We start from the raw sequence: 26660 nt of genomic DNA, 5'->3' as shown, positions 1-26660 counted from the left end.
TTCCCCCTAGAAGACTATCTCAATTTTAATAGTCTTAATTTCATTTTTGTCTACTTCTTTTTGTCCGTCTTCACACTTAAATACTAAGGAATCTTCTTTTATTTCCTCAATATTTGCTAAAAACTTCTCACCATTTTTAAGCTTTACTTCTAAAAGCTCATCTTTGTTTCTTTCTAAATCTCTATCAGTTTTAAGTGGTCTTGAAAGATCAGGAGAAGATACTTCTAAATAATAGAAGGATTTTATAAGATCAATTTCATCTAATCTTTCGCTTAATAAGTTAGATGTTTTTTCGCAATCATCAATTGTGATTCCCCCATCTTTGTAGATAAAAAATCTCAATATTTTATTCTTGCCTTCAGTAACAAATTCAATATCAACAAGCTCATATCCAAGATTGTTAATATCACTTTCTAAATTTTCTTTTAATTTACTAATTAAATCCATAACCTTCCCCTTTACATATTAAAAGAGTGGATTTGTCCACTCTTTGCCTAAAATAATTATACTCTTTAATGATCAAGTTTCAATTTTTATAGGTCATATAAAAAAAGTTTGGGATATTTTTAAAACTATCCCAAACTTTTTTTACTTTATTTTTAATATTTTTTTAATTAAAGAATCAGGAATTTGAGATAAAATTATTGCCATAAACATAAGAATTGCACCAAAAATTTCCCTACCAACCGGAACTTCCTTTAAAAATAAAAATCCAAAAAATGCAGCGAAAACTGCCTCAAGTGACAAGATTAAACTTGAAATTGTAGGATCTGTATCTTTTTGAGCAATAATTTGTAAAGTATAACCAAGTCCCGAAGAAAAAATTCCCAAATATAAGATTGCAAGGATTCCCTTTAAAATCAAATTTATATCTGGCTTTTCAAATAAAATCATTAAACAAAAGGATATAAAGCTTGCTATAAAAAATTGCAACATGGACATTTTTACACTGTCAGACTTTGGTGAGTAATAATCTATAAATAAGATATGGAAGGCAAAAAATAAAGACCCTACAAAAATTAAAATATCTCCCTTATTTACAGAAAATCCATCTTCAACCTTAACTGTAAGTAAATAAAGTCCTATAAGAGCTAATATTATAGAAATTCCAGTTTTTTTTGAGACTTTTTTCCCCATAAAAATTGCAAAAATTGGAACTATAACAACATAAAGGGAGGTTATAAATCCTGCCTTACCACTTGTTGTATAATAGACCCCAATTTGTTGAAAACTTACAGCAATTGCCATTACTATACCTGTAGCTATAGCTCCCCTAATAGTTTCTGTTTTTGTGTAGGCATCCATTTTTTTATTACTTTTCTTTCTTCTAAAAATTAAATAAAAAAATAAAAAAATACCTGCAACTAGGTTTCTTAAAAAATTAAAGGTAAAGGGTGGTATGTAATCACTTCCTAATTTTTGTGCAATAAAAGCAAAGCCCCAAATAAAGGAAGTTAAAAATAAAAGCAATTCTCCTCTATGTTTGTTTTTCATATTTACTCCTACATTTATAAAATCTTTGCTTTATTATATCAAAAATTTAAACATTTGTAATATTATTTTAATAAAAATAATAAAAATTCTAACAAAATCGCTTGACTTTGATAATTAATTGCTTTTATTTGTTATATATATGCATTTTTTATTTTCTCAAAAAGTAAAATAAAAAAACTCTAATAAAGATTTAATCCCTATTAGAGTTTTAATTTACAAATCAAACAAAGACATTTGATTTTCTTCTTGCAAATTATTTATTATATCTAAATTCTTCAAAGAATTTAGGGCATTTTTATTTAATGAAGTTCTTTTTTTCAAATCTTCAATAGAAATAAATTTTGCTTTTTCCCTTTCTTCTACCACATCTTTTGCCATAGCTTCTGACACATCATCAACTGCAGAAAGGGGTGGTAAAATTTCCCCGTCTTCATCCAAAATAAATTTAACAGCCTCTGACTTATATAAGTCTGCTTTTTTTATTTTAATATCTCTTGCAGCCATCTCTTCAGCAACTTCCAACAAGGACCTAAGGTTTTTTTCCCTTTGAGTTGGTTTTTCCAATTGATTAATTTCATTTAAAGCATATTGGATTGATTTTAATCCTTTTACAATAACTGAATATTGAAAATCATTTAGTTTTGTTGAAAAATATGTTGCATAAAATGCTTTTGGATAATAAACCTTGTAGTAGGCAATCCTATAGCTCATCAAACAATAAGCAACGGCATGGGCTTTTGGGAAAAGATATTTTATTTTAAGACATGAATCGATATACCAATCTGGAACCTTATTTTCTCTCATATAGTTTAAAGTTTCTTCAGAAAGTTCTTTTCCCTTCCTAACTTTTTCCATTATTTGGAAAGATTTTTTCTTATCAAGTCCAAGATTAATTAGTGAATTCATAATATCATCACGGGTTGAAATTATTTGGTCAAAACCTGCTGTCTTTGACTTTACCAAGTCTTGGGCATTATTTAACCACACGTCAGTACCATGTGAAAGTCCAGAAATTCTTGTCATTTCTGAAAATTTAGTTGGAAAAGTATCCTTTAACATTCCCCTTACAAAAGATGTACCAAATTCAGGAATTCCCAAAGTTCCTATTTCATTATTTGAAAAATCATATTTTATATTTAGGGGTTTGGTTGAAGAGAAAATATTCATTACATTTTCATCATCCATTTGAAGTTTCAAAGGATCTGTATTTGTTAAATCTTGAAGACTTCTAATAATTGTAGGTACATCATGGCCCAATAAATCCAGTTTTAAAATTACTCCGTGCATCATATTGTAGGTAAAGTGTGTTGTTTTTATATCATCTTTTCCATCATCTGCTGGATATTGAACAGGGGAAAAATCATAAATTTCCTTATCATTTGGAACTATCATTAGTCCACCTGGGTGTTGGCCAGTTGTCCTTTTTACATCAAAAAGTCCCCTTTGATATTTTCGAATTTGTGCATTACTTAATGTGAGCTCATTATCTTCCATATATTTTTTAATATAACCAAAAGCAGTATTGTCTTTTATAGTTCCAATAGTTCCTGCCCTAAAAACTTTTCCTTCACCAAATAATTCTTCAGTATATTTGTGAATTGTTGGTTGGTATTCACCTGCAAAATTTAAATCTATATCAGGTTCCTTATCTCCTTCAAAACCCAAGAAAACTTCAAATGGAATATCATGACCGTCCTTATTCATCTCTGTCCCACATTTTGGACAAGTTTTATCTGGCAAATCTATTCCAGCTCCAATAGATCCATCAGTTATAAATTCTGAATGTTTACAATTAGGACAAATATAATGAGGGGCTAGCGGATTTACTTCTGTAATATTTGCCATGGTTGCTGCAAAAGATGAACCAACAGAACCTCTTGATCCAACCAAGTATCCATCCCTATTTGATTTTTCTACAAGCTCTTTTGCAATTATATATAAGACAGCGTAACCATTTGAAATTATAGAATCAAGTTCCTTATCAAGTCTGGTTTTTACAAGCTGAGGAAGAGGATCTCCATAAATTGATATTGCCTTTTCATAAGTTGTATCTTTTAATCTCTTATCAGATCCTTCAATTTTTGGTGGAAAAGTCTCATGAGGAATTGGCATAATACTTTTAATTTGATCAGAAATTTTTATGGTATTATCAATTACAACTTCCATTTTTGTTTGATCGTCTAGATAATAAAATTCATCAAGCATCTCATTAGTTGTTTTTAAATAATAAAGAGGATTATTTTCCCTGTAATGGAAAAATTGTCCCTTGTGAAGAATATTTCTAAGAACATAATCTTTCTTTTCCATATATCTTACAGAACCTGTTGCCACAACCAATTTATTATGTTTTTTTCCAAGCTCAATGATTTTTTTATTTATTTCAATAATTTGCTCTTTATTTCTTATAGACCCATTTTCTAAATCATCTGCAAATACACCCAGTGCCTCTATTTGGAAAAAATCAAAAAATTCACAGATTTCATCTATTTTTTCTTCGGAGTAGTCATCTCTTATGGCCTTAAATAAGAGCCCATCTTTGCCCCCAGACCCAATTATAAGGCCCTCTTTATTTTCACTTACCAAATCAAAAGGTGTTTTTGCTTCCAAATTAAAATATTTCATCCTAGAATCTGAAATTATTTTATACAGATTTTTAAGGCCCTGATAATTTTTAGCAAAAATTATTGATGAGAAATTTTCGTGACGGGAAATAGGCCATTTTGTCTTTATAGAATTAATTTTAGAAAGACTTAAATCCTTATTTTTATCCTTAATTTTTTCAAATAATTTTATAAAGACTTTTGCAGTAGTCATAGCATCATCGCTCGCCCTGTGGTGGTTAAATGGTCCAACTGCTAATTTTTTTGCAAGTTTATCTAAAGAAAATCTTCCCATAGATGGAAAAACTGCCCTTGCCATTGGCAAGGTATCCAAATAAACAGGTTCAAATTGGTAGGATAAATTGTCACAAGCTTCTTTTATAAAACCAATATCAAAGTCTGTATTTTGTCCTACAAAATAAGCATCTTTTGAAAATTCCAAAAATTTTGGCAAAATCTCATCAATTTTTGGCTTATCCATAACCATTTCATTTGTAATTCCAGTAAGTTCAACAACTTTTTCAGGAATCATTTTTTCAGGATTTACAAGCTCATTAAAAACTTCTGTAATTTCCCCATTTTCAACCTTAACAGCACCAATTTCTGTTATTTTATCAGAATATTTATAAAGACCTGTTGTTTCCAAATCGAAGACAATAAATCTTTGATCTTTTAAATCACTTATGTCATTTATTTTTTTATTGTAATTATTGGTTAAAATTCTTAAATTTTTATCAACTAACAAGAGCTCTGCCCCTGCTAGCATTTTTATGTCATTTTTTCCAAGTTTATCATACATATCCGGAAGGGCTTGAAGAGTTTCTGTATCTGTAATTCCACAAGCTGTATGACCCCAAGTTTTCAATCTTTTAGCAAGCTCATCCATATCAACAAAGCCATCAAGGTTGGTCATTTTTGTATGAATTTCAAGTTCAACCCTTTTTTTAGGATATGTGTCAAGTCTCTCTTTTTTCTCACATTCTTCCATAGAATTTACTGTAAATACATCTTCGTGAGAGTAACCATCATAATTTAAAACACCTTGAACTTTTACAACCATATTTTCTTTTAACTTATCAAGTTTTTCCTTATTTCTTGGTTGAACAAACATCTTACAAGCTATGGCATCCGTTTCATCTTCAAGGTCAAAAGAATAGATAAAATTTCCTCTTTTTGATTCAAAAATATCTATTCCAAAAATTTCACCCTTTAGTGATAAATTCATTCCCTTTTTATCATAAATTTCTTCAATTTTAAATTCATCAGCCTTTATATTTCTTCCATATTTTAAAATTTCTGAGGGATTTTTCTCTTTTTTATCTGATTCTTTTTTGTTATTTCTAGCATTTTGAATCATATTTTCAAGCTCTAGTTTTTTTAAATCTCTAAGACTTGATGGCTTGTCATCTTTTGTATTCTCTTCTTTTTTATTTTCAATATTTGGCAGATCAAAAATATCTTTGTTTTCTTTATCTTCTTTAGCTTTATCTTTTTTTTCATCTACAATTTCTTCTACTTGGTCTTCATATCCTGTTTCATAAAAATCTGGAAGAGGTTGATTTTCATAAAATTCTTCAATTGGATTTACTTTTTCTTCTTTTTTTATTATATCTTCGTATTTTAAAGCTAAATTTACATAGGAAAAAAATTTTTCTAATTTTTCTTCAATTTCTTTTTCTTTTTTTCCTACAATTATTAATTTTAATTTATTTAATTTTTTTGAATATATAGCATTTTTTATATAGTAATCTTTGTCTGTATCTATGAGTGATTTTAGACTAATTTTCATTTTTCTCATCTTTCAAAATTTCTTCAATTAGACTGTCTACTATTTCTTCTTGTTTTACTTTTTTTATAGTAATGCCTTTTTTAAATAAAAATCCGTACCCTTTGGCACAAGCAATTCCATAATCTGCTTCTTTTGCTTCACCTGGTCCATTAACAGGGCATCCCATTATGGCAACTTTTAAATTTAAATTTAACTTATCAAGCCTATCACTTGCCTCATTTACAATTTCATCTAAATTTACGCTTGTTCTTGAGCAAGTTGGGCATGAAACCAAATCAATTCCATCACGTCTAAGTCCCAAAGATTTTAAAATAGTTTTTCCAGCTTTTACTTCTTGAAGAGGATCTCCAGTTATTGAAACCCTTATTGTATCACCAATTCCATCTTTTAAAAGTGATCCCATTCCTATTGATGATTTTACCAAGGCTTGATAAAGAGGTCCTGCTTCTGTAACTCCCAAATGAAGTGGATAATCGCAAAGAGATGAAATTTTTCTATTTACATCAATCATAGTATTAACATCTGATGATTTAATTGAAATAACAATGTCGTGAAAGTCCAAATCTTCTAAAACTTTTACTTCTTCAAGGGCAGAATAAACTAGGCTATCTACATTTACTCCATGATATTTTTCAATCATATCCTTATGAACAGATCCTGAGTTTACTCCAATTCTTATAGGAATATTTTTCTCCTTACATTTTTCAACTAAAATCTTAACCTTATCAGCCCCACCAATATTTCCTGGATTTATTCTTAGACAATCACAGCCATTTTCAACGGCAGATATGGCAAGCTTATAATCAAATTGTATGTCTGCTACAAAAGGAAGATTTGTTCTTTTTTTGATTTCAGAAATTGCCCTTGCATCTTCAAGAGAATTTATGGCAGATCTTGAAATATCACAGCCTGCCTTTTCAAAATCGTTAATTTGTTTTACAACTTCTTTAATATTTTTTGTTTCTTTTGTTGTCATTGATTGGATAGAAATAGGAGATCCTCCTCCTATGGCTACATCTCCTACATATACTTTTCTAGTTTTTTTCAATTTTTACTCCTTAAAATAAATTAATTAAATCTTTAATTGTAACTAAAAGGATTAATCCCAATAAGATAATAAATCCTCCAATTGTAAATTTCTCTTCAATTTTTTTGTTCACTCTTTTTTTTGTAATCATTTCAAATAATGATGTGAAAATCTTTGAACCATCAAGGGCAGGTATTGGAAGTAGGTTGAAAAATCCTAAATTTACACTAATATAGCCCAAAAAGAAAATCAGGTTCATAATTCCAAGATTTGCTTGCCTTCCCATTTCTTTTACAACACCAACAGGACCTGAAAGGGCTGAAAAACCTAACTGGCCTGTAAATAAACTTTTTAAAACAAGGACCATCATAGAAATCATAGAGCCTACTTGTTTAATTCCAATCACAATTGCTTCAAAAAATCCTACCTTTTGATTTTTTGGAATAAAACCAAGTATAGGCCTTTTTCCTTCAAATTTTACCCTCACATTTTTTTCAACTTCCTTATTATTTCTTTTAACCGTAAGGGAAATTTCATCGTTTTTATTGTGATTTTTATAAAAATCTTCCAAACTTTTTGAAATATCTGAAAATTCTTTTATCTCTTTATTATTAATTTTTAAAATTTCATCATTAACCTTAAATCCTTGACTTTTAATTGGTGAATTTTCAGTAAATTCTCCAACTATCTTTGATGGTTTTCCTGTATTAAATGCTACCAAAGCAAATAAAAGCCCTGCAAAAATCAAATTTGTCAAAGGTCCTGCAAGAATTGTTAAAAATCTTTTGTAGGCAGGTGCCTTGTCAAATGATCTTTCATCATCACTTTCATCATCTTCGCCTTCCATAGCACAATATCCACCAATAGGAAATAAGTTTATAGAGTACAAGGTTTCACCCTTTTGTTTTGAAAAAATTTTAGGACCCATACCTATGGCAAATTCATTTACCTTTATTCCACTTTTTTTTGCAACAATAAAATGTCCAAATTCATGAATTAAAATCAAAAATAAGAACATTATTATAGATATAATAACTGACTTCATCTTTCTCCTTTATATAATTGTAAATAAAAACATACAAGGACTAATAAATAATATTGAATCAAACCTATCCAAAATTCCTCCGTGTCCAGGAATTAAGTCCCCATAGTCTTTAATACCGCATTTTCTTTTTATAAATGATGCAACCAAATCTCCAGTTTCTGATAAAATAGCAGAAATTACAGTGAAAATTATTACAATAATAATATTTTTATCAAGACCTGAAAAGTTTACATAAATCAAATTCAATAAAACTGCACCACAAACTCCCCCAACAAATCCTTCTATGGTTTTATTAGGAGAAATTTCTTCTAAAGATTTTATCTTGTGTTTTCCAATGCTAACTCCTGTAAGATAGGCAAAAGTATCTGATCCCCATGCTATAATATAAAGCATGTATAAATATCTCTTATCAACAATCATTACAGCATTTGACATAAAAATTGAAATATAAGTTATGACAAATAACAAGGCAAAAAAGTCTTGCATTTGAAATTTCTTATTAAAGATCATAAATACAAAAATTGAAATTAATATAGTAACAATTCCAATAATAAATATTTTATCCTCACCAAAATATGCATTAAACATCAAAAAGGCATTTACAACAAGGGCAAATCTTTTTGGAACATTGTAGGAAATATTTCTTAAGGCCCTAATTAGCTCAATACAAGCAATACTTGAAAAGATTGTAAAACCAATAGCAAATGTAGGTCTTCCAAAATAAGTAATTAAGATTAGGACAATTAAAATAAGACTTCCACCAAATAATCTTTTAGCTAGGTTCATTTAATCCACCATACCTTCTATCTCTTCCATAAAAAGAGTCAACAGCCTTATCCAAATCTTTTTTGGAAAAATCAGGCCATAAAACATCAGTAAAATAATATTCTGTATAAGCCATTTGATAAATCAAAAAATTAGAAATTCTAAGATCTCCTCCTGTTCTAATTAAAAGATCTGGATCTGGCATATTTTTTGTATAAAGATAGTTTGAAATATCATCTTCGTCAATTTTTTCAAAATCTATACCATCTTTTGCCATATCCTTAAAAGCTTTAACAATTTCACTACGGCCACCATAATTTATGGCCATATTCAAAACAAGTTGGTCATTGTTTTTTGTTAGTTCACAAACATCAAGACAAGCACTCATTGTTTTTTCTGGAAGTTTTGATATATCTCCAATTATATTTAATTTTACTTCATTTTCCATAAGTAATTTTGTCTTATCTTTTATAAATTTTGCCAATAATTTCATCAAATAATTGACTTCAATCTTTGGTCTTTTCCAATTTTCTGTAGAAAATGCGTAAAGTGTTAAATATTTTATACCTTTTTCCTTTGCATAAAGGGCAATATCAACTACATTTTCAGAACCTTCCTTGTGTCCCATAGATCTTGGCATATTTTTATTTTTTGCCCACCTACCATTTCCATCAAGAATAATAGCAAGGTGGTTTAATTCTTTTTCTTTCATAAGCCTTCCTTCTAAAATAATCTCTATAAGATTATACCACAAGTCAAGATATTGAAATAAAAAAGCTATCTACAAATATTTTTACATTTTGTATATATCTTTTTCAAATGCTATAATTTAAATATGAATATTAAAGCAAATAAAGAAATAAGACTTGATAAATATTTATCTGATATTTTTGAAGAAATTCCTAGAGAAAAAATAAAAGATTTTATCAAGGATAAAAAAATAAAAGTAAATAATAAAAAAATAAAACCTTCCTATAAATTAATTTTGGAAGATGATATTGAGATTTCAGATGACTTATTTGAAAGGGCAAAAATTGAAGCTGAAAAAATGGATTTAAAAATTGTTTATGAAAATGAAGACTATGCAATTATTGATAAGGATGAAAATGTAATTGTCCATCCTGCAGGATCAATAGTAAGTGGAACTTTGGTAAATGGACTTTTATATCATTTTGGCTACAATAATTTATCCCATATAGGAGGCGATGACAGACCAGGCATTGTCCACAGGCTTGATAAGGATACAACAGGCCTTATGGTAATTGCAAAAAGTAATTCATCTTACAAATTTTTAAAAAATCTTTTTGAAACAAGAAAAATTGACAAAGAATATTTAGCAATTTGTAATGGAATTTTCAAAAAAAAATCTGGAGAAATTCATACCTTTATGGACAGAGACCCCAATAACAGAAGAAAAATGGCAGTGAGAAATAGTGGAAGGGATGCTATAAGTAAATATGAAGTTTTAAGTGAAAATGATGGTTATTCCCTTGTAAAAATAAAAATTCTTACAGGAAGAACTCACCAAATAAGAGTCCACATGACCCATATTAACCATCCCCTTCTCGGAGATCCAGTTTATGGAAATGTTAAACATAAATTTAATCTTGACCACCAACTACTTCATTGTCACAAATTGGGATTTACCGATAAAGATGGAGTTTATAGAGAATTTGAAGCTGATGTTCATGAAGATTTTAAAAAATATCAAAAAGTTTTAGGATTAGGAGAATAAAATGTATTCAAAAACAAATACAGTCACTCTTTTGGGCCTTGATGGAAAGGCAATCGAAGTTGAATCTGATATAACATCAGGGATGCCAGCATTTAATATAGTTGGCCTTCCCGATTCAGCTATAAAAGAATCCAAAGACAGGATTAGAGTTGCCCTAATTAATTCTGGTTTTAAATTTCCCCAAGGAAGAATTACCATAAATTTATCCCCTGCTGATATAAAAAAAGAAGGAACCCAGCTTGATTTACCAATTGCTATTTCTCTTTTAAAAAGTATGGGAGTGATTGAAAATTCAAAAGATGATTTTATTTTTATAGGAGAACTATCCCTAGATGGGAGAATTGTACCAGTAAAAGGTGCCCTCGCCATGGTAATTTCTATGAGAGAAAAGGGCTTTAAAAATTTTATAATTTCAGATTCTAATAAGGATGAATGTGCAATAATTAAAGATTGTAATATTTTTCCATTTATAAATTTGGAAGAATTAGTTTCATTTCTTAATGAAAATACAAAAAAATCTCCCTATAAAATAAAATTATCAAATATAAGCGAAAATATTACATATCCTTATGATTTTTCTGACATAAAGGGTCAAGATTCCTTAAAAAGAGCCCTACAAATTGCAGCAGCCGGCGGTCATAACTTATTGATGATTGGTCCACCTGGAAGTGGAAAAACTTTTTCTGCTAAACATTTGCCTTCAATCTTACCAGATATGGATTTTGAAGAAAAAGTTGAGGTTACAAAAATTTATTCAGTAATGGGACTTCTTGAAAGTGGAAAATTAATAAATAATAGACCTTTCAGGTCTCCCCACCATTCGGCAAGCGAAGTTTCTTTGATTGGAGGAGGAGCAAATATTCCAAAGGCAGGAGAGATTACCCTTGCCCACAAGGGAGTTTTGTTTTTAGATGAATTTCCAGAATTTTCCAAAAAAACCATAGAAGCTTTGAGAGAGCCCTTGGAAAATAAGGAGATAAATATTTCAAGATCAATGGCTAGCATAAAATATCCAGCAGATTTTATTTTAATTGCTGCTATGAATCCTTGTCCATGTGGAAATTATGGAAATCCTTTGAAGGAATGTACCTGCTCTCAAAATGAAATTAGGAGGTATTTATCAAAATTATCTTCTCCAATTTTAGATAGGATTGATATTCACATAGAAATAAAACCTGTAAAGTATAAAGATTTGGATGATAATATAAAAACAAAATCATCAAAAGAAATGAAAGATGAGGTTCAAAGAGCAAGAGAAATTCAAAATAAAAGATATGAAGATGAAGAAATTTCTACCAATGGAGCCTTATCGACAAGGCTTATGAAAAAATATATAAAACTTGATAAAAATGTAAAGGCTCTTGGGCAAAAAGCTTTTGATAAATATAACTTTTCTGTAAGATCTTACAATAAAATTATAAAAATGAGTAGAACAATTGCAGACCTTGAAAATAGTGAAAATATAGAGCCTAAACATTTATTAGAGGCTATAAGATATAGGTCTTTGGATGATAAATATTGGAGTGTGTGATGGATAATAATTTGATAAATTCCAACATTGACTTATATATTAATAATCTTGTTACAAAAGCTCTAACTTTAAACGCTAGTGACATCCACCTTGAGCCTATGGATAAAAATTTTTCAAGAATCAGATTTAGAATTGACGGAAAACTTAGAAATATCACCGAGATGGATTATCCTTCTTATATTAAACTTTTGACAAGGATAAAATTATCTTCAAAACTTGATATATCAGAAAAAAGAAGACCCCAAGATGGATATTTAAAATTAGAAAAATTTCCTCATATAGATTTTAGAATATCAACTTTAAATACAGTTGTTGGTGAAAAATTGGTTTTAAGAATTCTTTCCATAGAAAATTTTAAAAAGTCTCAAAATTTATTGGGTTTTTCTGATAGATCAAAGGAGATTTTACAAAAAGCTATTAAAAATAAATCGGGCATGATAATTTTTTCAGGCCCAACCGGTTCTGGAAAATCTACTTCCCTTTATTCCTTATTAAATAAATTAAACGATGAAAAAAGTAATATTATTAGTATTGAAGATCCTGTAGAGATAAATATCTTGGGCATAAATCAAATAACAGTCAATGAAAAAATTGGTCTAAGTTTTCAAAATGCTCTAAGGTCAATTTTAAGGCAAGATCCAGATATTATTATGCTTGGAGAAATTAGAGATAATGAAACAGCAAAAATGGCTATAAGAGCTTCAATTACTGGTCATTTAGTTTTGACAACCCTTCATACCAATAATAGTTTTGCCTCAATAAATAGGCTTCGTGATTTAGGAGTTGAAGATTATCTTATTAGACAAGCTGTAAATACTCTAGCAAGCCAAAGACTAGTTAGAAAACTTTGCTCATGCAAGAAAAAAAGAAAAATTTCAAACAAAGAATATAATTTTATTAAAAATTATTTCGATATAGATGAAGACACTTATATTTATGAGCCATCAACTTGTGATAAATGTCACGATGGGTATTTAGGAAGGGAGGCGGTTGAAGAGATAGTAGATTTTGACCAAGATTATAAGGAGCTTTTTTTCGAAAATAAAAATTTTAGCAAAAATGATTTGGATTTATTAAATAAGAAAAAGAATTTTAGGTCTATGACTTATAATGGGATAAAAAAAGTTCTGGAAGGAATCACAAGTTTAGAGGAAGTTTTAGATTCAATTTATTATTTTAATTAGGAGGAAATATGGATCACAAAAAAGTAGCCCAAGAAGTAATAAATGCAATTGGTGCTGATAATATTAAGTCAATTGCCCATTGTGCGACAAGACTTAGGGTTGAAGTTAAAGATAAGGACAAAATCGATGAGAAAGCCATAGAAAATATTGACGGAATGAAGGGAGCATTTTTTAATTCTGGTCAATATCAAATGGTTTTTGGGACAGGAACTGTAAATAAGGTTTATGAACAAGCAGATAAAATTTTAAAAAATACAGAATCTTTACCTGGTAATGAAGAAAATAAAGATACTTCATTTAAAAAGAAAGATACAAATAAAAATGCCTTTCAAAGAGCGATTAGGACATTTGGAGATGTTTTTGTTCCAATAATTCCAGTTTTAGTAGCAACTGGTTTATTTATGGGACTAAGGGGACTAATTACTCAACCAGAAATATTAGGACTTTTTGGCCTAAGTCCAGAAGATATTAGTCAAAACTTTTTGACATGGACACAAATTTTAACAGATACTGCTTTTGCATTTTTACCAGCCTTAGTATGTTGGTCAACATTTAAAGTTTTTGGAGGAAGCCCAGTTTTAGGAATTGTTTTGGGATTGATGCTTGTAAATCCTGCCCTACCAAATGCTTACCAAATTGCAAGTGGAGATGTTAAACCTATAATTATGTTTGGATTTATTCCAGTTGTTGGATATCAAGGAACAGTTTTACCAGCCTTTATTTCTGGTTTAATTGGTGCTAATTTAGAAAAGAAAATCAGATCTTTCATGCCTGATTCTTTGGATTTATTATTTACACCATTTTTAACCTTAATGATTATGTCAATTTTATCCCTATTTGGAATTGGACCAGTTTTCCATTCCTTAGAAAATATAGTTTTGTACGCAACTGAATGGGTTTTGGGACTTCCATTTGGCCTTGCTGGAATTATTATTGGAGGTTTCCATCAATTAATAGTAGTTACAGGAATTCACCACATTTTTAATTTCTTGGAAGTACAATTATTAGCAAATACCGGAAGAAATGCTTTTAATGCAATCTTATCAGCAGCAACTGTTGCCCAAGCTGGAGCAAGTCTTGCTGTAGGAATTAAAACAAAAGATAAAAAATTAAAACAAATTGCCCTTCCATCTGCTTTTTCTGCAACACTTGGAATAACAGAGCCTGCAATCTTTGGTGTAAATTTAAGATTTGTAAAACCATTTATTTGTGCCATGATTGGTGGAGCCGCTGGTGGATTTTTCGCATCAATTTTTAAATTATCAGGTACAGGAATGTCAGTTACTGTTTTACCAGGTACACTTTTATATTTAGATAATATTTTAATGTATTTAATCATGCTTTTAATTGGTGGATCTGTGTCATTTATCTTAACCTATATGTTTGGATTTTCTGATTCAATGTTAAAGGATAAGTAATGATTGATGATAAAAAAAGATTAATAAAAAAAGATGATGAAAAAGAATTAAAAAATCTTCATTCTTCACTTAAAGATTCAGTTTACAGGGACTATTTTCATATTAGTCCCTTAACTGGACTTTTAAATGATCCAAATGGACTTTTTTTTAAAGAAAATAAATTTCATATTTTTTACCAATGGTATCCTTTTAAAGGAATCCATGGTCTAAAACATTGGTATGAGGTTCAAAGTCCTGATTTAATTAACTTTAAAAATATAGGACTTTTCTTAAAACCTGATAAAATTTATAAAAACAGAGGAGCTTATTCTGGGTCAGCCTTTGTAGAAAATGATGATGTTTATATAGTTTATAGTGGAAATCAAAAAGATGAAAATGAAAATAGGATTCCAAACACAGTTTTAGGAAAGTACGAGAATGGAAAAATTATTGATGAGAAAGTAATAATTTCTCCAAATAAAAATTATAAAGAAGATCAAAGAGACCCTAGAATTTTTAAGAAAAATGAATTCTATTATTTAACACTTGGTGCAAGAGATAAAAATGATTGTGGATGTATTTTAATTTATAGGTCAAAGAATATAAATAAAGATTGGGAATTTTTTGGAGAGCTTGAAATTAAGGATTTTGATAACAAGGCCTACATGTGGGAATGTCCAGATATTTTAAAGGTTGACGAAAAAGATGTATTATTATTTTCTCCCCAAGGAATGAAAGCATGTGGAGAATTTTTCAATAATATTTACCAAAACGGATATATAATCGGAAAGTTGGATATTGAAAATAAAATATTTTATCCTGAAAGTGAATTTATAGAACTTGATAGGGGGTTTGACTTTTATGCAGCTCAAAGCTTTAGCAATACGGAAAAATCTTACTTAATCGGCTGGATTGGGCTTCCTGATACAATTTATCCAAATGACAAGGAATTTTCTGGAAATCTTTCTCTAGTACGTGAGCTTAAAATAAAATACAATAAACTTTTTATAAATCCTGTAAAAAATATAGATGATTTAAGGTTAGAAAAAATTGAATTTAATAAAATAGTAAAAAGTATTGAACCTTTAGAAATTTCTCTTGATAATATAGAAAATTCTTTACAAATAAAAGTCTATTCCCAAGAAAAAAATGGTGGATTTATTATTTCTTATGACAAAAATAAAAAAGAATTTAAAATAGATAGGTCAAAATTAGAAAATAAAATTTCTCAAGATTTTGGCTTTGAAAGAAAAATTTCCGATGTAGATTTAAAATCTATGAAAATTTACGTAGACAAGTCTACAATTGAAATTTTTATAAACCAAGGAGAATATGCCCTCACTTCAAAAGTTTTTCCAAAAAATAAAGAAAAAGACCTATACATAAAAGGTCTTTCAAAGGAAAATACACAAATTTATACATTAAAAAAATCCTATATAGATAATTTTTCTTTAAATATGTAAAAAATCGGAGAATTTCTCTCCGATTTTTTATACTTTTAATCTTTTTTCTCCATTATAAACTTCATCTATAATGCAAGATCCTAAGCAGACTTCCCCGTCATAAAATACTGCAGCTTGGCCTGGGGTTACTGCTTTTGTTTTATCATATGTGATTTCTACTTTTCCATCATCTAAAATTTTTACGTGAGAATTTATATCTTTTTGCCTGTACCTAAATTTACATGTACAATCAAATTCTTTTTTTAGTCCCTCAGCTGAAATTGAAGATAAATTTGATCCTATTAGCCTATTTGAAAATAATTTTTCATTATTTTTTCCTTGGCAAACTATAAGTTCGTTTTTTTCTAAATCTTTACCACAAACAAACCAAGCTTCACCTTCTCCACCAATGCCAAGTCCCCTTCTTTGTCCAATTGTGTGATACATTAATCCATAGTGTTTTCCCATGATATTTCCATCAGTATCAACTATATTTCCCTCTTTTGCCGGAAGATAATTGGACAAAAATTCATTGAAATTTCTTTCTCCAATAAAACAGATTCCTGTTGAATCTTTTTTGTCAGCTGTTGCCAAATTATTTTCTTTGGCAATTTTTCTTACTTCTTTTTTATCAAGATTTCCTACTGGAAATAGAACATCCTTTATTTGATCTTGTGATAATTGGGAAAGAAAATATGTTTGGTCCTTATTTGAATCAAGGCCTCTAAGCATTTTAGTTTCACCATCTGACCTATCAACTCTTGCATAATGACCTGTTGCAAGATAGTCTGCGCCCAAATCTTTTGCATAATCCAAAAAAGCCTTAAATTTTATTTCCTTGTTGCACATTATATCAGGATTTGGAGTTCTTCCTTTTTTATATTCATCAAGAAAATATGAAAATACCCTATCATAATATTCTTTTTCAAAATTTATTGAATAATATGGGATTCCTATTTGGTTACAAACTTTTACTGCATCTTCATAATCAACTTCTGCAGTACAAACTCCATTTTCATCTTCCTCATCCCAATTTTTCATAAAAATTCCACTAACATCGTAGCCTTCTTCTTTTAATAAAAGGGCGGCAACAGATGAATCAACTCCACCACTTACACCAACGATAACTTTTATATCTTTCTTATCTTTATTTTCCATCTATCCCCCTTAATTTTTTCAAAACTTCAAATGTATAGTCAATATCTTCTTTTGTATTTGTAAAACCAAAAGAAAATCTTACAGAATGTCTTGCCCTATCTTCATCGTACATATTTTTTATAACATTACTTGCCTCAACACTACCAGCCCTACAAGCAGATCCTACAGAAATGCAAATTCCATTCATATCTAAATATGTAAGAAGAAGTTCATTTTTTACCTTTGGAAAATATAAATTTAATATATGATCAGTAGAATTTTCCAAGCTTCCATTTATTTCATATAAGAAATTTGATTCTTTTAATTTTTCTACAAAATAAGATTTTAATTCTTTAATTTTTTCTCTTTCACTATATGCTTTTGGGAAGGCTTTTGCCATAGAATAGGCCCCCATTGTAAAGGAAGTTCCAGCTCGCCTATCTTTTTCTTGCTCCCCACCTTTAATAAATGGTTCTATTTTTTTATTGCAATAAAGAACACCAAAAGAATTTATCCCACCAATTTTATGGCCAGAAAGAGAAAGTGAATTGCAATGAAGTTTTTCTACATCAATATCAATATGAGAATAAGCTTGAACGCAATCTACATGAAAAAATACATCCTTGTCTTTTAAAAATTCACCAATTTCATAAACAGGTTCAATTGCCCCTATTTCATTATTTACAAACATCAAAGAAACCAATTTTACCTCATCTGTAAGTTTTTCTTTCAATTCATCTAGAGAAAAAAATCCATCCTTATCAACACTAAGAAAAATTGTCTTATCCTTATTTACAGTATTTAAAATAGAATCGTGCTCTATTTTTGAAGTAATAACAAGGTCATCTTTAAAATTTGACAAAATTGTATTATTAGCCTCACTTGCAGATGCTGTAAAAATTATATTATTTGGATTTGCATTAATAGATTTTGCAATTTCCACCCTAGAATCTTCCAAAACTTTTTTTCCAGCCCTTCCCAAGGCGTGCAAAGAATCAGGATTTCCATCAAAATTTTCCATATTATTAAAAATATCTTCTAAAATTTCTTTTCTTTTTATGGATGTAGCTGCATAATCAAAATATATCATAAAACTTCCTTACAATTTATAAAAGACCTAAAATTTTAGGTCTTAGTCGTCAAATTCTTCTTTTAAAACTTCTTTTAAAACTTCTGCTTCTTCCTTAGTAAAAGTAATTCCTTTACTCATTCTAGTATGATCTTCATTCCAATCTCTCAAGTCATATTTTGGATCTCTTTCATTCCAAGAAACAAGGTTTAATTCCTTTGTCCATCCCTTGGCATTTGTTGAAAGAACACCCAAATTTTCTACTATATCAAATTTAATCGCCATAAAAACTCCTAACTATAATAATTTCTTGGCAAAGAGCTTAGCAAAACATTCTCAATTTCACTAGCTGCCAACTCCATTTTTCTAATTCTTCTTTTTATTCTACCCTTTTGTTTTAGAATTTCTTCATCATCAAGATTTTTAATATCATCCAAACTTTTCAAAAGGTTTTTAATTTTAATATCATCGGTTTTATAAGATAAGCTCAAATCACTAAACCTATCAATTTTTTCTATAAAATCATAAGGATTATGGTCCATCAATGAAATATAAGAATCCATAAAAATCCTATTAAGCTTATTTTTATCATTATAAATTTGGCTTAAATTTTCATATCCTGTTAAATAAAAATTCAATTCAAACTCAGCCTTAATCAAACGAATCTTTAAATCCATCAATTTTTTTTGATTTTTAGTTAAATTTTTTTCATCAATAAGTCCCATATTATCCTCTCCTTTGAGTATAATATCATAGAATAATTTCCTCTACAAGGATTGTATTATAAAGTTTTAAAATATCAATTTTTATGTATTATAAATTTTCCAAATAAAAAACCTAGACTAAGCTAGGTTTGGTTTATCTAATAAATTTATATGGCAGTAGCCATTTGGATTTTTATCTAAATAATCTTGATGGTAATCTTCTGCTTTTACGAAATTTTCTAATTTTTCTACCCTTATTTGTATTTTTCTATCTTCATTTTTTTGTTTTTGGTCTAAAAATCTTCTAGCAAATTCTAAATCTTTTTCATCTTTTGAAAATATCCCACTCCTATATTGAAGACCAATATCATTTCCTTGTTTGTTTATTGAAAATGGATCAATAATATAATAAAAATATTCTAAAATTCTTTTTAAAGATTCTTCTTTTCCATCATATTTTATCTCTACAGTTTCTGCGTGATTTGTTTTATATAACTTTTCATAGGATGTATCTTTTGTATTTCCATTAGCATATCCTACAAGGGTCGATTCTACTCCCTCTATATCTTTAAAGTATGCTTCTACTCCCCAAAAACATCCTCCAGCTAGGTATATTTTTTTCATTTTTTCTTTTTTCTCCAATCATATCTTTTACTTGGTTTTCTAAATTTAAACTTTCTTAATGATTTTGATAGGGCTGATGCTAGTAATATTCCAAAGGAAATTGCTGATGCAACAGCCAAGGTGTCAAATAAGTTTATAAAGGCTAAAGATTTTTTACCATCTACAAAATAATACAAAGTATTATATATTCCCTTTCCTGGTACTAGATTTATTATTCCAGGGACTATAAATAAAATGGCTGGCATGTGGCATTTTCTTGCAAAAATTTCTCCCATAATTCCTGTTATATAGGCACCTGCCAAGGCCTTTAAAAAAACTCCTCCTCCAATTATATCTCCAACTATTTGATATATAAGAAATCCTATCGCACCTGCAAGGGATGATAATTTTATAGAACTTTTTGGACAAGAAAATAACATAGCAAAGCCAAGAGCTGAAATATATGAAAATATAAATCCTAATAGTAAATGCATATATCCTCCTTATAAAAAAGTCATAGGTACAGCAACGCCAATTGCAAGGGCTAAGGAAATAAATAAAGACATGGTAAGACCAACAAGACCGCTAGTTGCATCTCCACTCATCAAATCTCTTATAGAATTTGTCAAAATAAATCCTGGTACATAGGGCATCATTGATGAAATTATTACATTAGCCATATTAAAACCACCAACAAATTTTCCAATCATTATAGTCAAAAATGATACCATTATTCCAGCTACAAAATTTTCTATGAAATATCCAAACATTTTTTCTTCTACCCTTCTAAATATAAGAAAAGTTAAAAAAGAAACTATAAGGGTTATGGGTAAATCTAAAAAAATTGGTGCTTTGGGATTTACCAAAATTGGAAAGGCAGTTGATGCAAGAACTGCACCAATTATTGTAACTTTAGGATCTATTTTTGTAGTTTTTCTAATATTATCAAGCTCTATCAAAGCCTCATCTAAGGTCAATTCGTGATTACAAAATCTTCTTGAAAAAGAATTTACCCTATCTACAATTATTAAATTATTTCCCCTATTTTTTACTCTTTTAACGTTGGCATAGGTTTTTCCATCAACATTAAAAGAATACATCATAGCATTGAAGGTAGCAAAAACATCTATGTCGCTAGCATTATAAATTGACCTAATGATTCTTTCGACGGTATCTTCAACCCTATAAATCTCTGCTCCGTTTTTTAACATCATGGCCCCTGCTCTTGATGTTATTTCTAATAATTTATTTATATCGTCTTCGTTGTATTTCATCAATAAATTCCTTTTTAAATACAAAAGTAACTTTCCAAAATTGAAGGAAAGTTACCTTAAGAAAAAATTTACATATTTTTATATTTATTTATATTTTCAGAAGATAGAAAGTCATAAGCATCATTTATTTTTTGAAATTTTTCTGTGGCATTTGGATCTGTACTTATATCTGGGTGAAATTTTTTAGCAAGTTTTCTATAGGCAAGTTTTATTTCATATTGGTCACTTGTATAAGAAACTCCCAAAGTATCACAGGCTTTTTGGTATTTTTCCTTAAAGCCAAGATCATTTACAAAACCACCATTTTGATATGATCCTGTATTATAACCACCATTAAAATTTCCTTGGTCAAAATCAAATCCTGAAAAATTAAATCCTTGAAAAAATTCTTCAAATCTTTGATTCATTTCCTCTTGTCTTCTTTGTCTTTCTTCTTCAGCTTGTCTTCTTCTTTCTCTTTCTTGGTCTAGCCTATATTTTTTTGCATAGTCTGATAAGTTATCATAGCCTTTCATTTGTCCAGATATCAAAGTATCTGCCTTATCATACATCCATTCTATCAAGGTGTAATTTCCATATCTTAATAAAGAAATAAATGATTTTCCTAAAAATGGAACTACAGCAATTATTAAAAATATAGATAAAATTCTTGGCGGTATTGCTATAAAAAATATTGGCAATACAAATATAAAAGAACATCCAACTAACATTATAACTTGGCTTAAACCTTCAAAGACTGTAACAATAGCATTTAAAATATTTATTAAAAAATTAAATATTGAATTTAATACGCTTGCCAGTCCGTGGATAAATTTTCCTAATATTTTTTTCACTTTTTTCTCCAATCTATGATGATTATACCCAAGTTATTTTTGTCTGTCTACTAACCAAAAAGCTCTTCATTATTAGAATTATATAGTTTATAATAAATTCCTTTTTTATCTAATAATTCTTTGTGAGATCCTCTTTCAACAATTCCCTCATCTGTCAAAACTATAATTGAATCAGCATTAATAATTGTAGAAAGCCTGTGAGCAATAGTTAAGGTTGTTCTTCCCTTTGATAATTTTTCTAAAGAATCTTGGACAATAGCTTCACTTGTATTATCCAAAGAAGAAGTTGCCTCATCCAAAATTAAAATTGGTGGATTTTTCAAAAATACCCTTGCTATAGAAATTCTTTGTTTTTGGCCTCCAGAAAGTTTAACCCCTCTTTCTCCAATATAGGTATCAAAACCATTTGATAATTCCATAATAAAATCATAGGCACCTGCAAGCTTACTTGCTCTTATTATTTCCTCATCGCTGGCATCTTCCTTACCATACAAAATATTTTCCCTAATAGTTCCACCAAACAAATAAACATCTTGTTGGACAATACCAATATTATTTCTCAAAGAATTTAGGGTTAAATCATTAATGTCCTTATCGTCAATTAGAATTCTTCCTTTATTTGTTTCATAAAATCTAGGAATTAATTTTGTAACAGTTGTTTTTCCTGCTCCTGATGGACCAACAAGGGCTACATTTTCTCCAATATCTATATCAAAATTAATATCTTCCAAAATCCATGGATCTTCTTCTCCTTGGTCAGGATATTTAAAATAAGCATGGTCGAAGGAAATTTTTCCCTTAACATCTGTAAGCTCTTTGGCATCATTTTTATCGAAAATATCAGATTTCATATTAATTACTTCATTAAATCTCTCGATTCCTGTAATTCCTTTTTGATATTGGTCGGTAAATTCTACAAGCCTATTAACAGTTGCAATAATTGTATTTAAATATAAAACAAAGGCAACAAGGTCTCCTGGGCTCATTATATTTTTTATTACAAAATTTCCACCCATAACTATCAAAATAGCATACATACTCCCTGCAAATAATTGGTTAATCATATTGTAGGATGCCATATTGTAATATTTTACTTTTTTGATATCTACAAACTTATCATTACCCTTTTTAAATTTTCTTTTTTCCAAATCTTCATTGGCAAATGATTTAACTACATCAATTCCCAAAAGAGAATCCTCTATGCTTGCATTAATTTCACCAATTTGTCTTTTTTCACTTTTAACTGATCTTGAAAAAGCTCTTCTTTTAACTCTTGCAGCATATACCATTACAGGAATAATAATATATAAAACCAAGGTTAAAGGAACATTTATAGTCATCAAAACTACAAAAGAAATTGTAAGTTTTATAAAACCTATAAAAAATTCTTCCGGACAATGATGGGAAAATTCTGTAATATCAAAAAGATCTGTTGTCATCCTACTCATTAGTTGGCCAATTTTTGTTTCATTGAAAAATGCTGTTGACATTGTCAAAAAGTGTTTGAAAATATCACGTCTCATATCTTTTTCAATATGAGCTCCCATAATATGACCATAAGATTGCATAAAATATCTTCCTGCAACCTCAATTAGTTTTGTTAAAGCATAAATTAAAGTTAGCTTTAAAATAATTGAATAAGTTAGGCTAGAGTTTGATGCATGATCTGTAAGCGTTGATAGAATAATTGGTAAAATCAATTCACAAACAGTTGTTAAAAATGCTGAAAATAAATCTATAGCCAAAATATTTTTGTAATCCTTGTAATAAGGAATAAATTTTTTGATTAATTCTTTGTCAGAATAAGTTCTTTTTTCCATTTCTCCTCCTTTTTATTTATACTCTAGTATTTTACTATTAATTTAAACTTAGTCACTTGATTTTTTCTTGGTAATTGTTAAAATATTAATGAAGATATAGATAGGAGGATATATGGCAAGAATAATTGAAAAAACAAATCTTAATGATTCAACCATTAAATTTGTTGTAAAATCTCCAGATATTGCAAAAAGAGCAAAGCCTGGTCAATTTATTATTTTAAGAATTGATGAAAAGGGTGAAAGAGTTCCTTTTACAATTTCTGAAACTGATGATGAAAACGTAACTATCATAGTGCAAATAGTTGGTGGAACAACTATTAGGATGAATGAATTAAAAGCAGGAGATGGATTTTTAGATTTTGTTGGTCCTTTGGGACAACCAACAGAACTTGACCAATATAAGGGAAAAAATGTTTGTGTAATTGGAGGAGGTCTAGGAACAGCTATTGCCTATCCTCAAGCAAAATATTTACATAAAATCGGAGCTCATACAGATGTAATAATGGGCTTTAAAAATAAAGACATAATAATTCTTGAAGATGAATTAAAAAATTCTTCAGATAATTTATATATTACAACAGATGATGGATCTTATGGAAAACAAGGTTTTGTTACTGAAGTTTTAAAAGAGAATATTGAAAATGGAAAAAAATATGATCTTGTTTTGGCAATTGGTCCAATGATTATGATGAAAAATACTGCCCTTGTTACAAAAGAATATGACATACCAACTATAGTTTCTCTAAACTCAATTATGGTTGATGGAACAGGAATGTGTGGTTGTTGTAGGGTAACAGTAGGTGGTCAAATGAAATTTGCCTGTGTTGATGGCCCAGATTTCGATGCTTTTAAAGTGGATTTTGATGAGGCTATGAACAGGGGTAGAAATTATCAACAAGAAGAAAGAGAACATATTTGTAGACTAACAGGAGATATAAGAAATGGCAAAATTTAATTTAAGTAAAGAAAAGGTAGCTATGCCTGAACAAGATCCAAATGTTAGAAACAAAAATTTTAAAGAAGTAGCCTTAGGCTATGATTTAGAAATGGCCCAAGAAGAAGCCCTAAGATGTGTTCAATGTAAAAATAAACCTTGTATGGGAGGATGTCCTGTTTCTGTAAGAATTCCAGAATTTATTCACCAAGTTGTTGAAGGAGATTTGGATAAGGCTTACGAAATTATTTCATCAACCAACAATCTTCCTGCAATTTGTGGAAGAGTTTGTCCACAAGAAAGTCAATGTGAGGGAGTTTGTACAAGAGGAAAAAATGGCGAGCCTGTTGGAATAGGTCGTCTTGAAAGATTTGTTGCAGATTATCACATGAACAAATCTTATAATAAACCAGTTGAAGTTACAGGACAAAATAAAAAAGTTGCTGTTGTTGGATCTGGTCCTTCTGGACTTTCTTGCGCAGCTGATCTCGCAAAATTAGGATATCAAGTAGTTATGTTTGAAGCTTTTCACACTGCTGGTGGAGTTTTGATGTATGGAATTCCTGAATTTAGGCTTCCAAAAACTTTGGTTCAAAAAGAATTAAAAAATGTAATTGGTCTTGGTGTAAAACTTCAAAGAAATACAATTATAGGAAGAACAAAATCAATTAACGAATTATTTGATGAGGGATTTGAAGCAGTTTATGTTTCAACTGGAGCAGGTCTTCCAAAATTCTTGGGAATTAAAGGAGAAAATTTAAATGGAGTTTATTCAGCAAATGAATTTTTAACAAGAATGAACTTAATGAAAGCTTATAAATTCCCAGAATATGACACTCCAGTTCATATAGGAAAAAAAGTTTGTGTAGTTGGTGGTGGAAACGTGGCAATGGATGCTGCGAGATCTGCTAAAAGAATGGGTGCTGATGTAACTGTTGTTTACAGAAGAAGTTTTGAAGAAATGCCAGCAAGGGCTGAAGAAAGTCACCACGCCAAAGAAGAAGGAATTAACTTTATGAACCTCCATAATCCTGTAGAAATTGAAGGAGAAAATGGTTGGGTTAAAAAAGTTAAATTAGAAGTGATGGAATTAGGAGAAGAAGATAAATCTGGAAGAAGACGTCCAATTCCTACTGGAAAATATGAAGAAGTTGATTTTGATTCTGTAATAGTTTCAATTGGTCAATCTCCAAATCCATTAATCAAACAAACAAATGACGATATTAATACTGAATCTTGGGGTGGAATTATTATCGATGATTCTACAATGACAAGTAAGGATGGAGTTTTTGCAGGTGGAGATGCAGTAAGTGGTGCTGCAACTGTAATTCTTGCTATGGGAGCTGGTAAAAAAGCTGCTGAAAATATTGATAAATATATAAAAAATAAGACTAAATAAGAAAATATTTTGTATCAACCTAAAATTAGGTTGATACTTTTTTTATAATTTTTTAGAAAATAGATATTATTTACAGACCCGATTTTAATACTTTAATTTCTCTCAACAAACTTATTCCAGTCTCTTTTAAAATTATCTATTCCTTGATCTGTAAGAGGATGCTTCCATATTTTTTCAAATAGATTTCCCGGTATAGTTGCAATATGTGCTCCAGCTAAAGCTGAGCCTTCAAGATGCTTATTTGTTCTAATTGAAGCTGCTATTATCTTACTTTTTAAGCCATAATTATCTAGAACTTTTTTTATGTTTTTAATAAGCTCAATTCCATCTTCTCCCATATCATCAACTCTTCCAACGAATGGAGAAATATAAGTTGCACCTGCTTTAGCTGCAATCAAAGCTTGACTTACTGAAAATATTAAAGTGCAATTAGTTTTTATTCCTTCATTAGATAATGTATTAACTGCTTTGATTCCTTCTTCAGTCATAGGAATTTTTATAATTACATTATCAGCCCAAGTAGACAGCTCTCTCGCTTCCTTAATCATATTATCATAATCATAACTTGTAACTTCAGCAGATACAGGTCCACCCACAATAGAGCAGATTTCTAAAATCACCTCTTTGAAATCTCTACCTTCTTTATTAATAATAGAAGGATTAGTTGTTACTCCATCGCATATTCCAAGTTCATTGATTCTTTTAATCTCATCTACATTAGCAGTATCTAAAAAAAACTTCATATCTTCCTTCCTTTTATATATTCAAATTAAAAAGGAACTTATGCAATATAATATGTTTCTTAAATCATCACTTATTTTTCTTTAAAATATTAAACTGAGCCTAAACTCTTATTGAGATAATATTTTCTTGAGATA

Annotated in this window: 24 protein-coding genes; 7 read left to right on the top strand and 17 right to left on the bottom strand. The window is 29.3% G+C overall.

The window, feature by feature from the left end:
- Positions 1-6 precede the first annotated feature (6 nt).
- The 7 genes from CJ192_RS00715 to CJ192_RS00685 all read right to left on the bottom strand — a co-directional run bounded on the left by CJ192_RS00715 (position 7) and on the right by CJ192_RS00685 (position 9432).
- On the bottom strand, positions 7-447 hold the full coding sequence (locus tag CJ192_RS00715; RefSeq protein ID WP_004817439.1) for a ribosome maturation factor RimP: 441 nt from the start codon (positions 445-447) through the stop codon (positions 7-9).
- Positions 448-588: 141 nt separating this feature from the next.
- Complete coding sequence (locus CJ192_RS00710) at positions 589-1494, bottom strand: DMT family transporter (protein WP_102197387.1); 906 nt, start codon at positions 1492-1494, stop codon at positions 589-591.
- 213 nt (positions 1495-1707) lie between these two features.
- On the bottom strand, positions 1708-5892 hold the full coding sequence (locus CJ192_RS00705) for a PolC-type DNA polymerase III (protein WP_102197386.1): 4185 nt from the start codon (positions 5890-5892) through the stop codon (positions 1708-1710).
- On the bottom strand, positions 5873-6931 hold the full coding sequence (gene ispG, locus CJ192_RS00700) for a flavodoxin-dependent (E)-4-hydroxy-3-methylbut-2-enyl-diphosphate synthase (RefSeq protein ID WP_102197385.1): 1059 nt from the start codon (positions 6929-6931) through the stop codon (positions 5873-5875). Before ispG ends, CJ192_RS00705 begins: the two co-directional genes overlap by 20 nt.
- 10 nt (positions 6932-6941) lie before the next feature.
- Positions 6942-7955 (bottom strand): M50 family metallopeptidase, encoded by a 1014-nt coding sequence (locus tag CJ192_RS00695; protein WP_102197384.1) that lies wholly within the window; start codon positions 7953-7955, stop codon positions 6942-6944.
- A 9-nt stretch (positions 7956-7964) separates the two neighbouring features.
- The gene (locus tag CJ192_RS00690; protein ID WP_102197383.1) at positions 7965-8741 is read right to left on the bottom strand and encodes a phosphatidate cytidylyltransferase; all 777 of its coding nucleotides are present in this window, start codon (positions 8739-8741) and stop codon (positions 7965-7967) included.
- Entirely contained in the window at positions 8728-9432 is a 705-nt protein-coding gene (locus CJ192_RS00685; RefSeq protein ID WP_102197382.1) for an undecaprenyl pyrophosphate synthase, read from the bottom strand. The genes CJ192_RS00690 and CJ192_RS00685 overlap by 14 nt, the downstream gene beginning before the upstream one ends.
- 123 nt (positions 9433-9555) lie before the next feature.
- On the opposite strand from CJ192_RS00685, the gene CJ192_RS00680 reads away from it, so the two are divergent.
- The 5 genes from CJ192_RS00680 to CJ192_RS00660 are packed head-to-tail and all read left to right on the top strand — an operon-like array spanning position 9556 to position 16030.
- Positions 9556-10455: an RluA family pseudouridine synthase gene (locus CJ192_RS00680; RefSeq protein ID WP_102197381.1), complete on the top strand. Its 900-nt coding sequence runs from the start codon at positions 9556-9558 to the stop codon at positions 10453-10455.
- 1 nt (position 10456) lies between these two features.
- Complete coding sequence (locus CJ192_RS00675; protein WP_004817154.1) at positions 10457-11986, top strand: YifB family Mg chelatase-like AAA ATPase; 1530 nt, start codon at positions 10457-10459, stop codon at positions 11984-11986.
- Positions 11986-13170: a GspE/PulE family protein gene (locus CJ192_RS00670; protein WP_102197380.1), complete on the top strand. Its 1185-nt coding sequence runs from the start codon at positions 11986-11988 to the stop codon at positions 13168-13170. The genes CJ192_RS00675 and CJ192_RS00670 overlap by 1 nt, the downstream gene beginning before the upstream one ends.
- Positions 13171-13178: 8 nt before the next feature.
- Complete coding sequence (locus tag CJ192_RS00665; protein WP_102197379.1) at positions 13179-14588, top strand: sucrose-specific PTS transporter subunit IIBC; 1410 nt, start codon at positions 13179-13181, stop codon at positions 14586-14588.
- Positions 14588-16030, top strand: a complete 1443-nt coding sequence (locus tag CJ192_RS00660; RefSeq protein ID WP_102197378.1) for a sucrose-6-phosphate hydrolase — start codon at positions 14588-14590, stop codon at positions 16028-16030. The genes CJ192_RS00665 and CJ192_RS00660 overlap by 1 nt, the downstream gene beginning before the upstream one ends.
- Before the next feature lie 27 nt (positions 16031-16057).
- On the opposite strand, the gene mnmA is transcribed toward CJ192_RS00660, so the two are convergent.
- The 9 genes from mnmA to CJ192_RS00615 form a co-directional block, all read right to left on the bottom strand.
- On the bottom strand, positions 16058-17167 hold the full coding sequence (gene mnmA, locus CJ192_RS00655) for a tRNA 2-thiouridine(34) synthase MnmA (protein WP_102197377.1): 1110 nt from the start codon (positions 17165-17167) through the stop codon (positions 16058-16060).
- Positions 17157-18236 carry a cysteine desulfurase family protein gene (locus tag CJ192_RS00650; RefSeq protein WP_102197376.1) on the bottom strand — a complete coding sequence of 360 codons (1080 nt, stop codon included), beginning with the start codon at positions 18234-18236 and terminating at the stop codon, positions 17157-17159. Before CJ192_RS00650 ends, mnmA begins: the two co-directional genes overlap by 11 nt.
- A gap of 42 nt (positions 18237-18278) precedes the next feature.
- Entirely contained in the window at positions 18279-18500 is a 222-nt protein-coding gene (locus CJ192_RS00645) for a YdbC family protein (protein ID WP_102197375.1), read from the bottom strand.
- A gap of 8 nt (positions 18501-18508) precedes the next feature.
- Positions 18509-18940, bottom strand: a complete 432-nt coding sequence (locus CJ192_RS00640) for a hypothetical protein (RefSeq protein ID WP_102197374.1) — start codon at positions 18938-18940, stop codon at positions 18509-18511.
- A gap of 117 nt (positions 18941-19057) precedes the next feature.
- Positions 19058-19543 (bottom strand): peptide-methionine (S)-S-oxide reductase MsrA, encoded by a 486-nt coding sequence (gene msrA / locus CJ192_RS00635; RefSeq protein WP_004817094.1) that lies wholly within the window; start codon positions 19541-19543, stop codon positions 19058-19060.
- Complete coding sequence (locus CJ192_RS00630) at positions 19540-20016, bottom strand: threonine/serine exporter family protein (RefSeq protein ID WP_004817061.1); 477 nt, start codon at positions 20014-20016, stop codon at positions 19540-19542. Before CJ192_RS00630 ends, msrA begins: the two co-directional genes overlap by 4 nt.
- Before the next feature lie 9 nt (positions 20017-20025).
- A complete protein-coding gene (locus CJ192_RS00625; protein WP_004817114.1) occupies positions 20026-20796 on the bottom strand; it encodes a threonine/serine exporter family protein in 771 nt (256 codons plus the stop codon).
- A gap of 68 nt (positions 20797-20864) precedes the next feature.
- Positions 20865-21629, bottom strand: a complete 765-nt coding sequence (locus CJ192_RS00620) for a J domain-containing protein (RefSeq protein ID WP_102197373.1) — start codon at positions 21627-21629, stop codon at positions 20865-20867.
- A 50-nt stretch (positions 21630-21679) separates the two neighbouring features.
- Positions 21680-23449 (bottom strand): ABC transporter ATP-binding protein, encoded by a 1770-nt coding sequence (locus CJ192_RS00615; RefSeq protein WP_102197372.1) that lies wholly within the window; start codon positions 23447-23449, stop codon positions 21680-21682.
- Positions 23450-23561: 112 nt separating this feature from the next.
- On the opposite strand from CJ192_RS00615, the gene CJ192_RS00610 reads away from it, so the two are divergent.
- The gene (locus CJ192_RS00610; RefSeq protein ID WP_039914272.1) at positions 23562-24404 is read left to right on the top strand and encodes a sulfide/dihydroorotate dehydrogenase-like FAD/NAD-binding protein; all 843 of its coding nucleotides are present in this window, start codon (positions 23562-23564) and stop codon (positions 24402-24404) included.
- Entirely contained in the window at positions 24391-25782 is a 1392-nt protein-coding gene (gene gltA, locus CJ192_RS00605) for an NADPH-dependent glutamate synthase (protein ID WP_102197371.1), read from the top strand. The genes CJ192_RS00610 and gltA overlap by 14 nt, the downstream gene beginning before the upstream one ends.
- Positions 25783-25874: 92 nt before the next feature.
- Here gltA and fsa read toward each other — a convergent pair whose 3' ends face one another.
- On the bottom strand, positions 25875-26525 hold the full coding sequence (fsa, locus tag CJ192_RS00600; RefSeq protein WP_102197370.1) for a fructose-6-phosphate aldolase: 651 nt from the start codon (positions 26523-26525) through the stop codon (positions 25875-25877).
- Positions 26526-26660 lie beyond the last annotated feature (135 nt).

This window comes from Anaerococcus hydrogenalis, from assembly GCF_002871895.1.
In the GTDB taxonomy this organism is placed as follows: domain Bacteria; phylum Bacillota; class Clostridia; order Tissierellales; family Peptoniphilaceae; genus Anaerococcus; species Anaerococcus hydrogenalis.
Note: the sequence above shows the minus strand (reverse complement) of the source record. Positions and strands in the feature narration are given on the sequence as shown.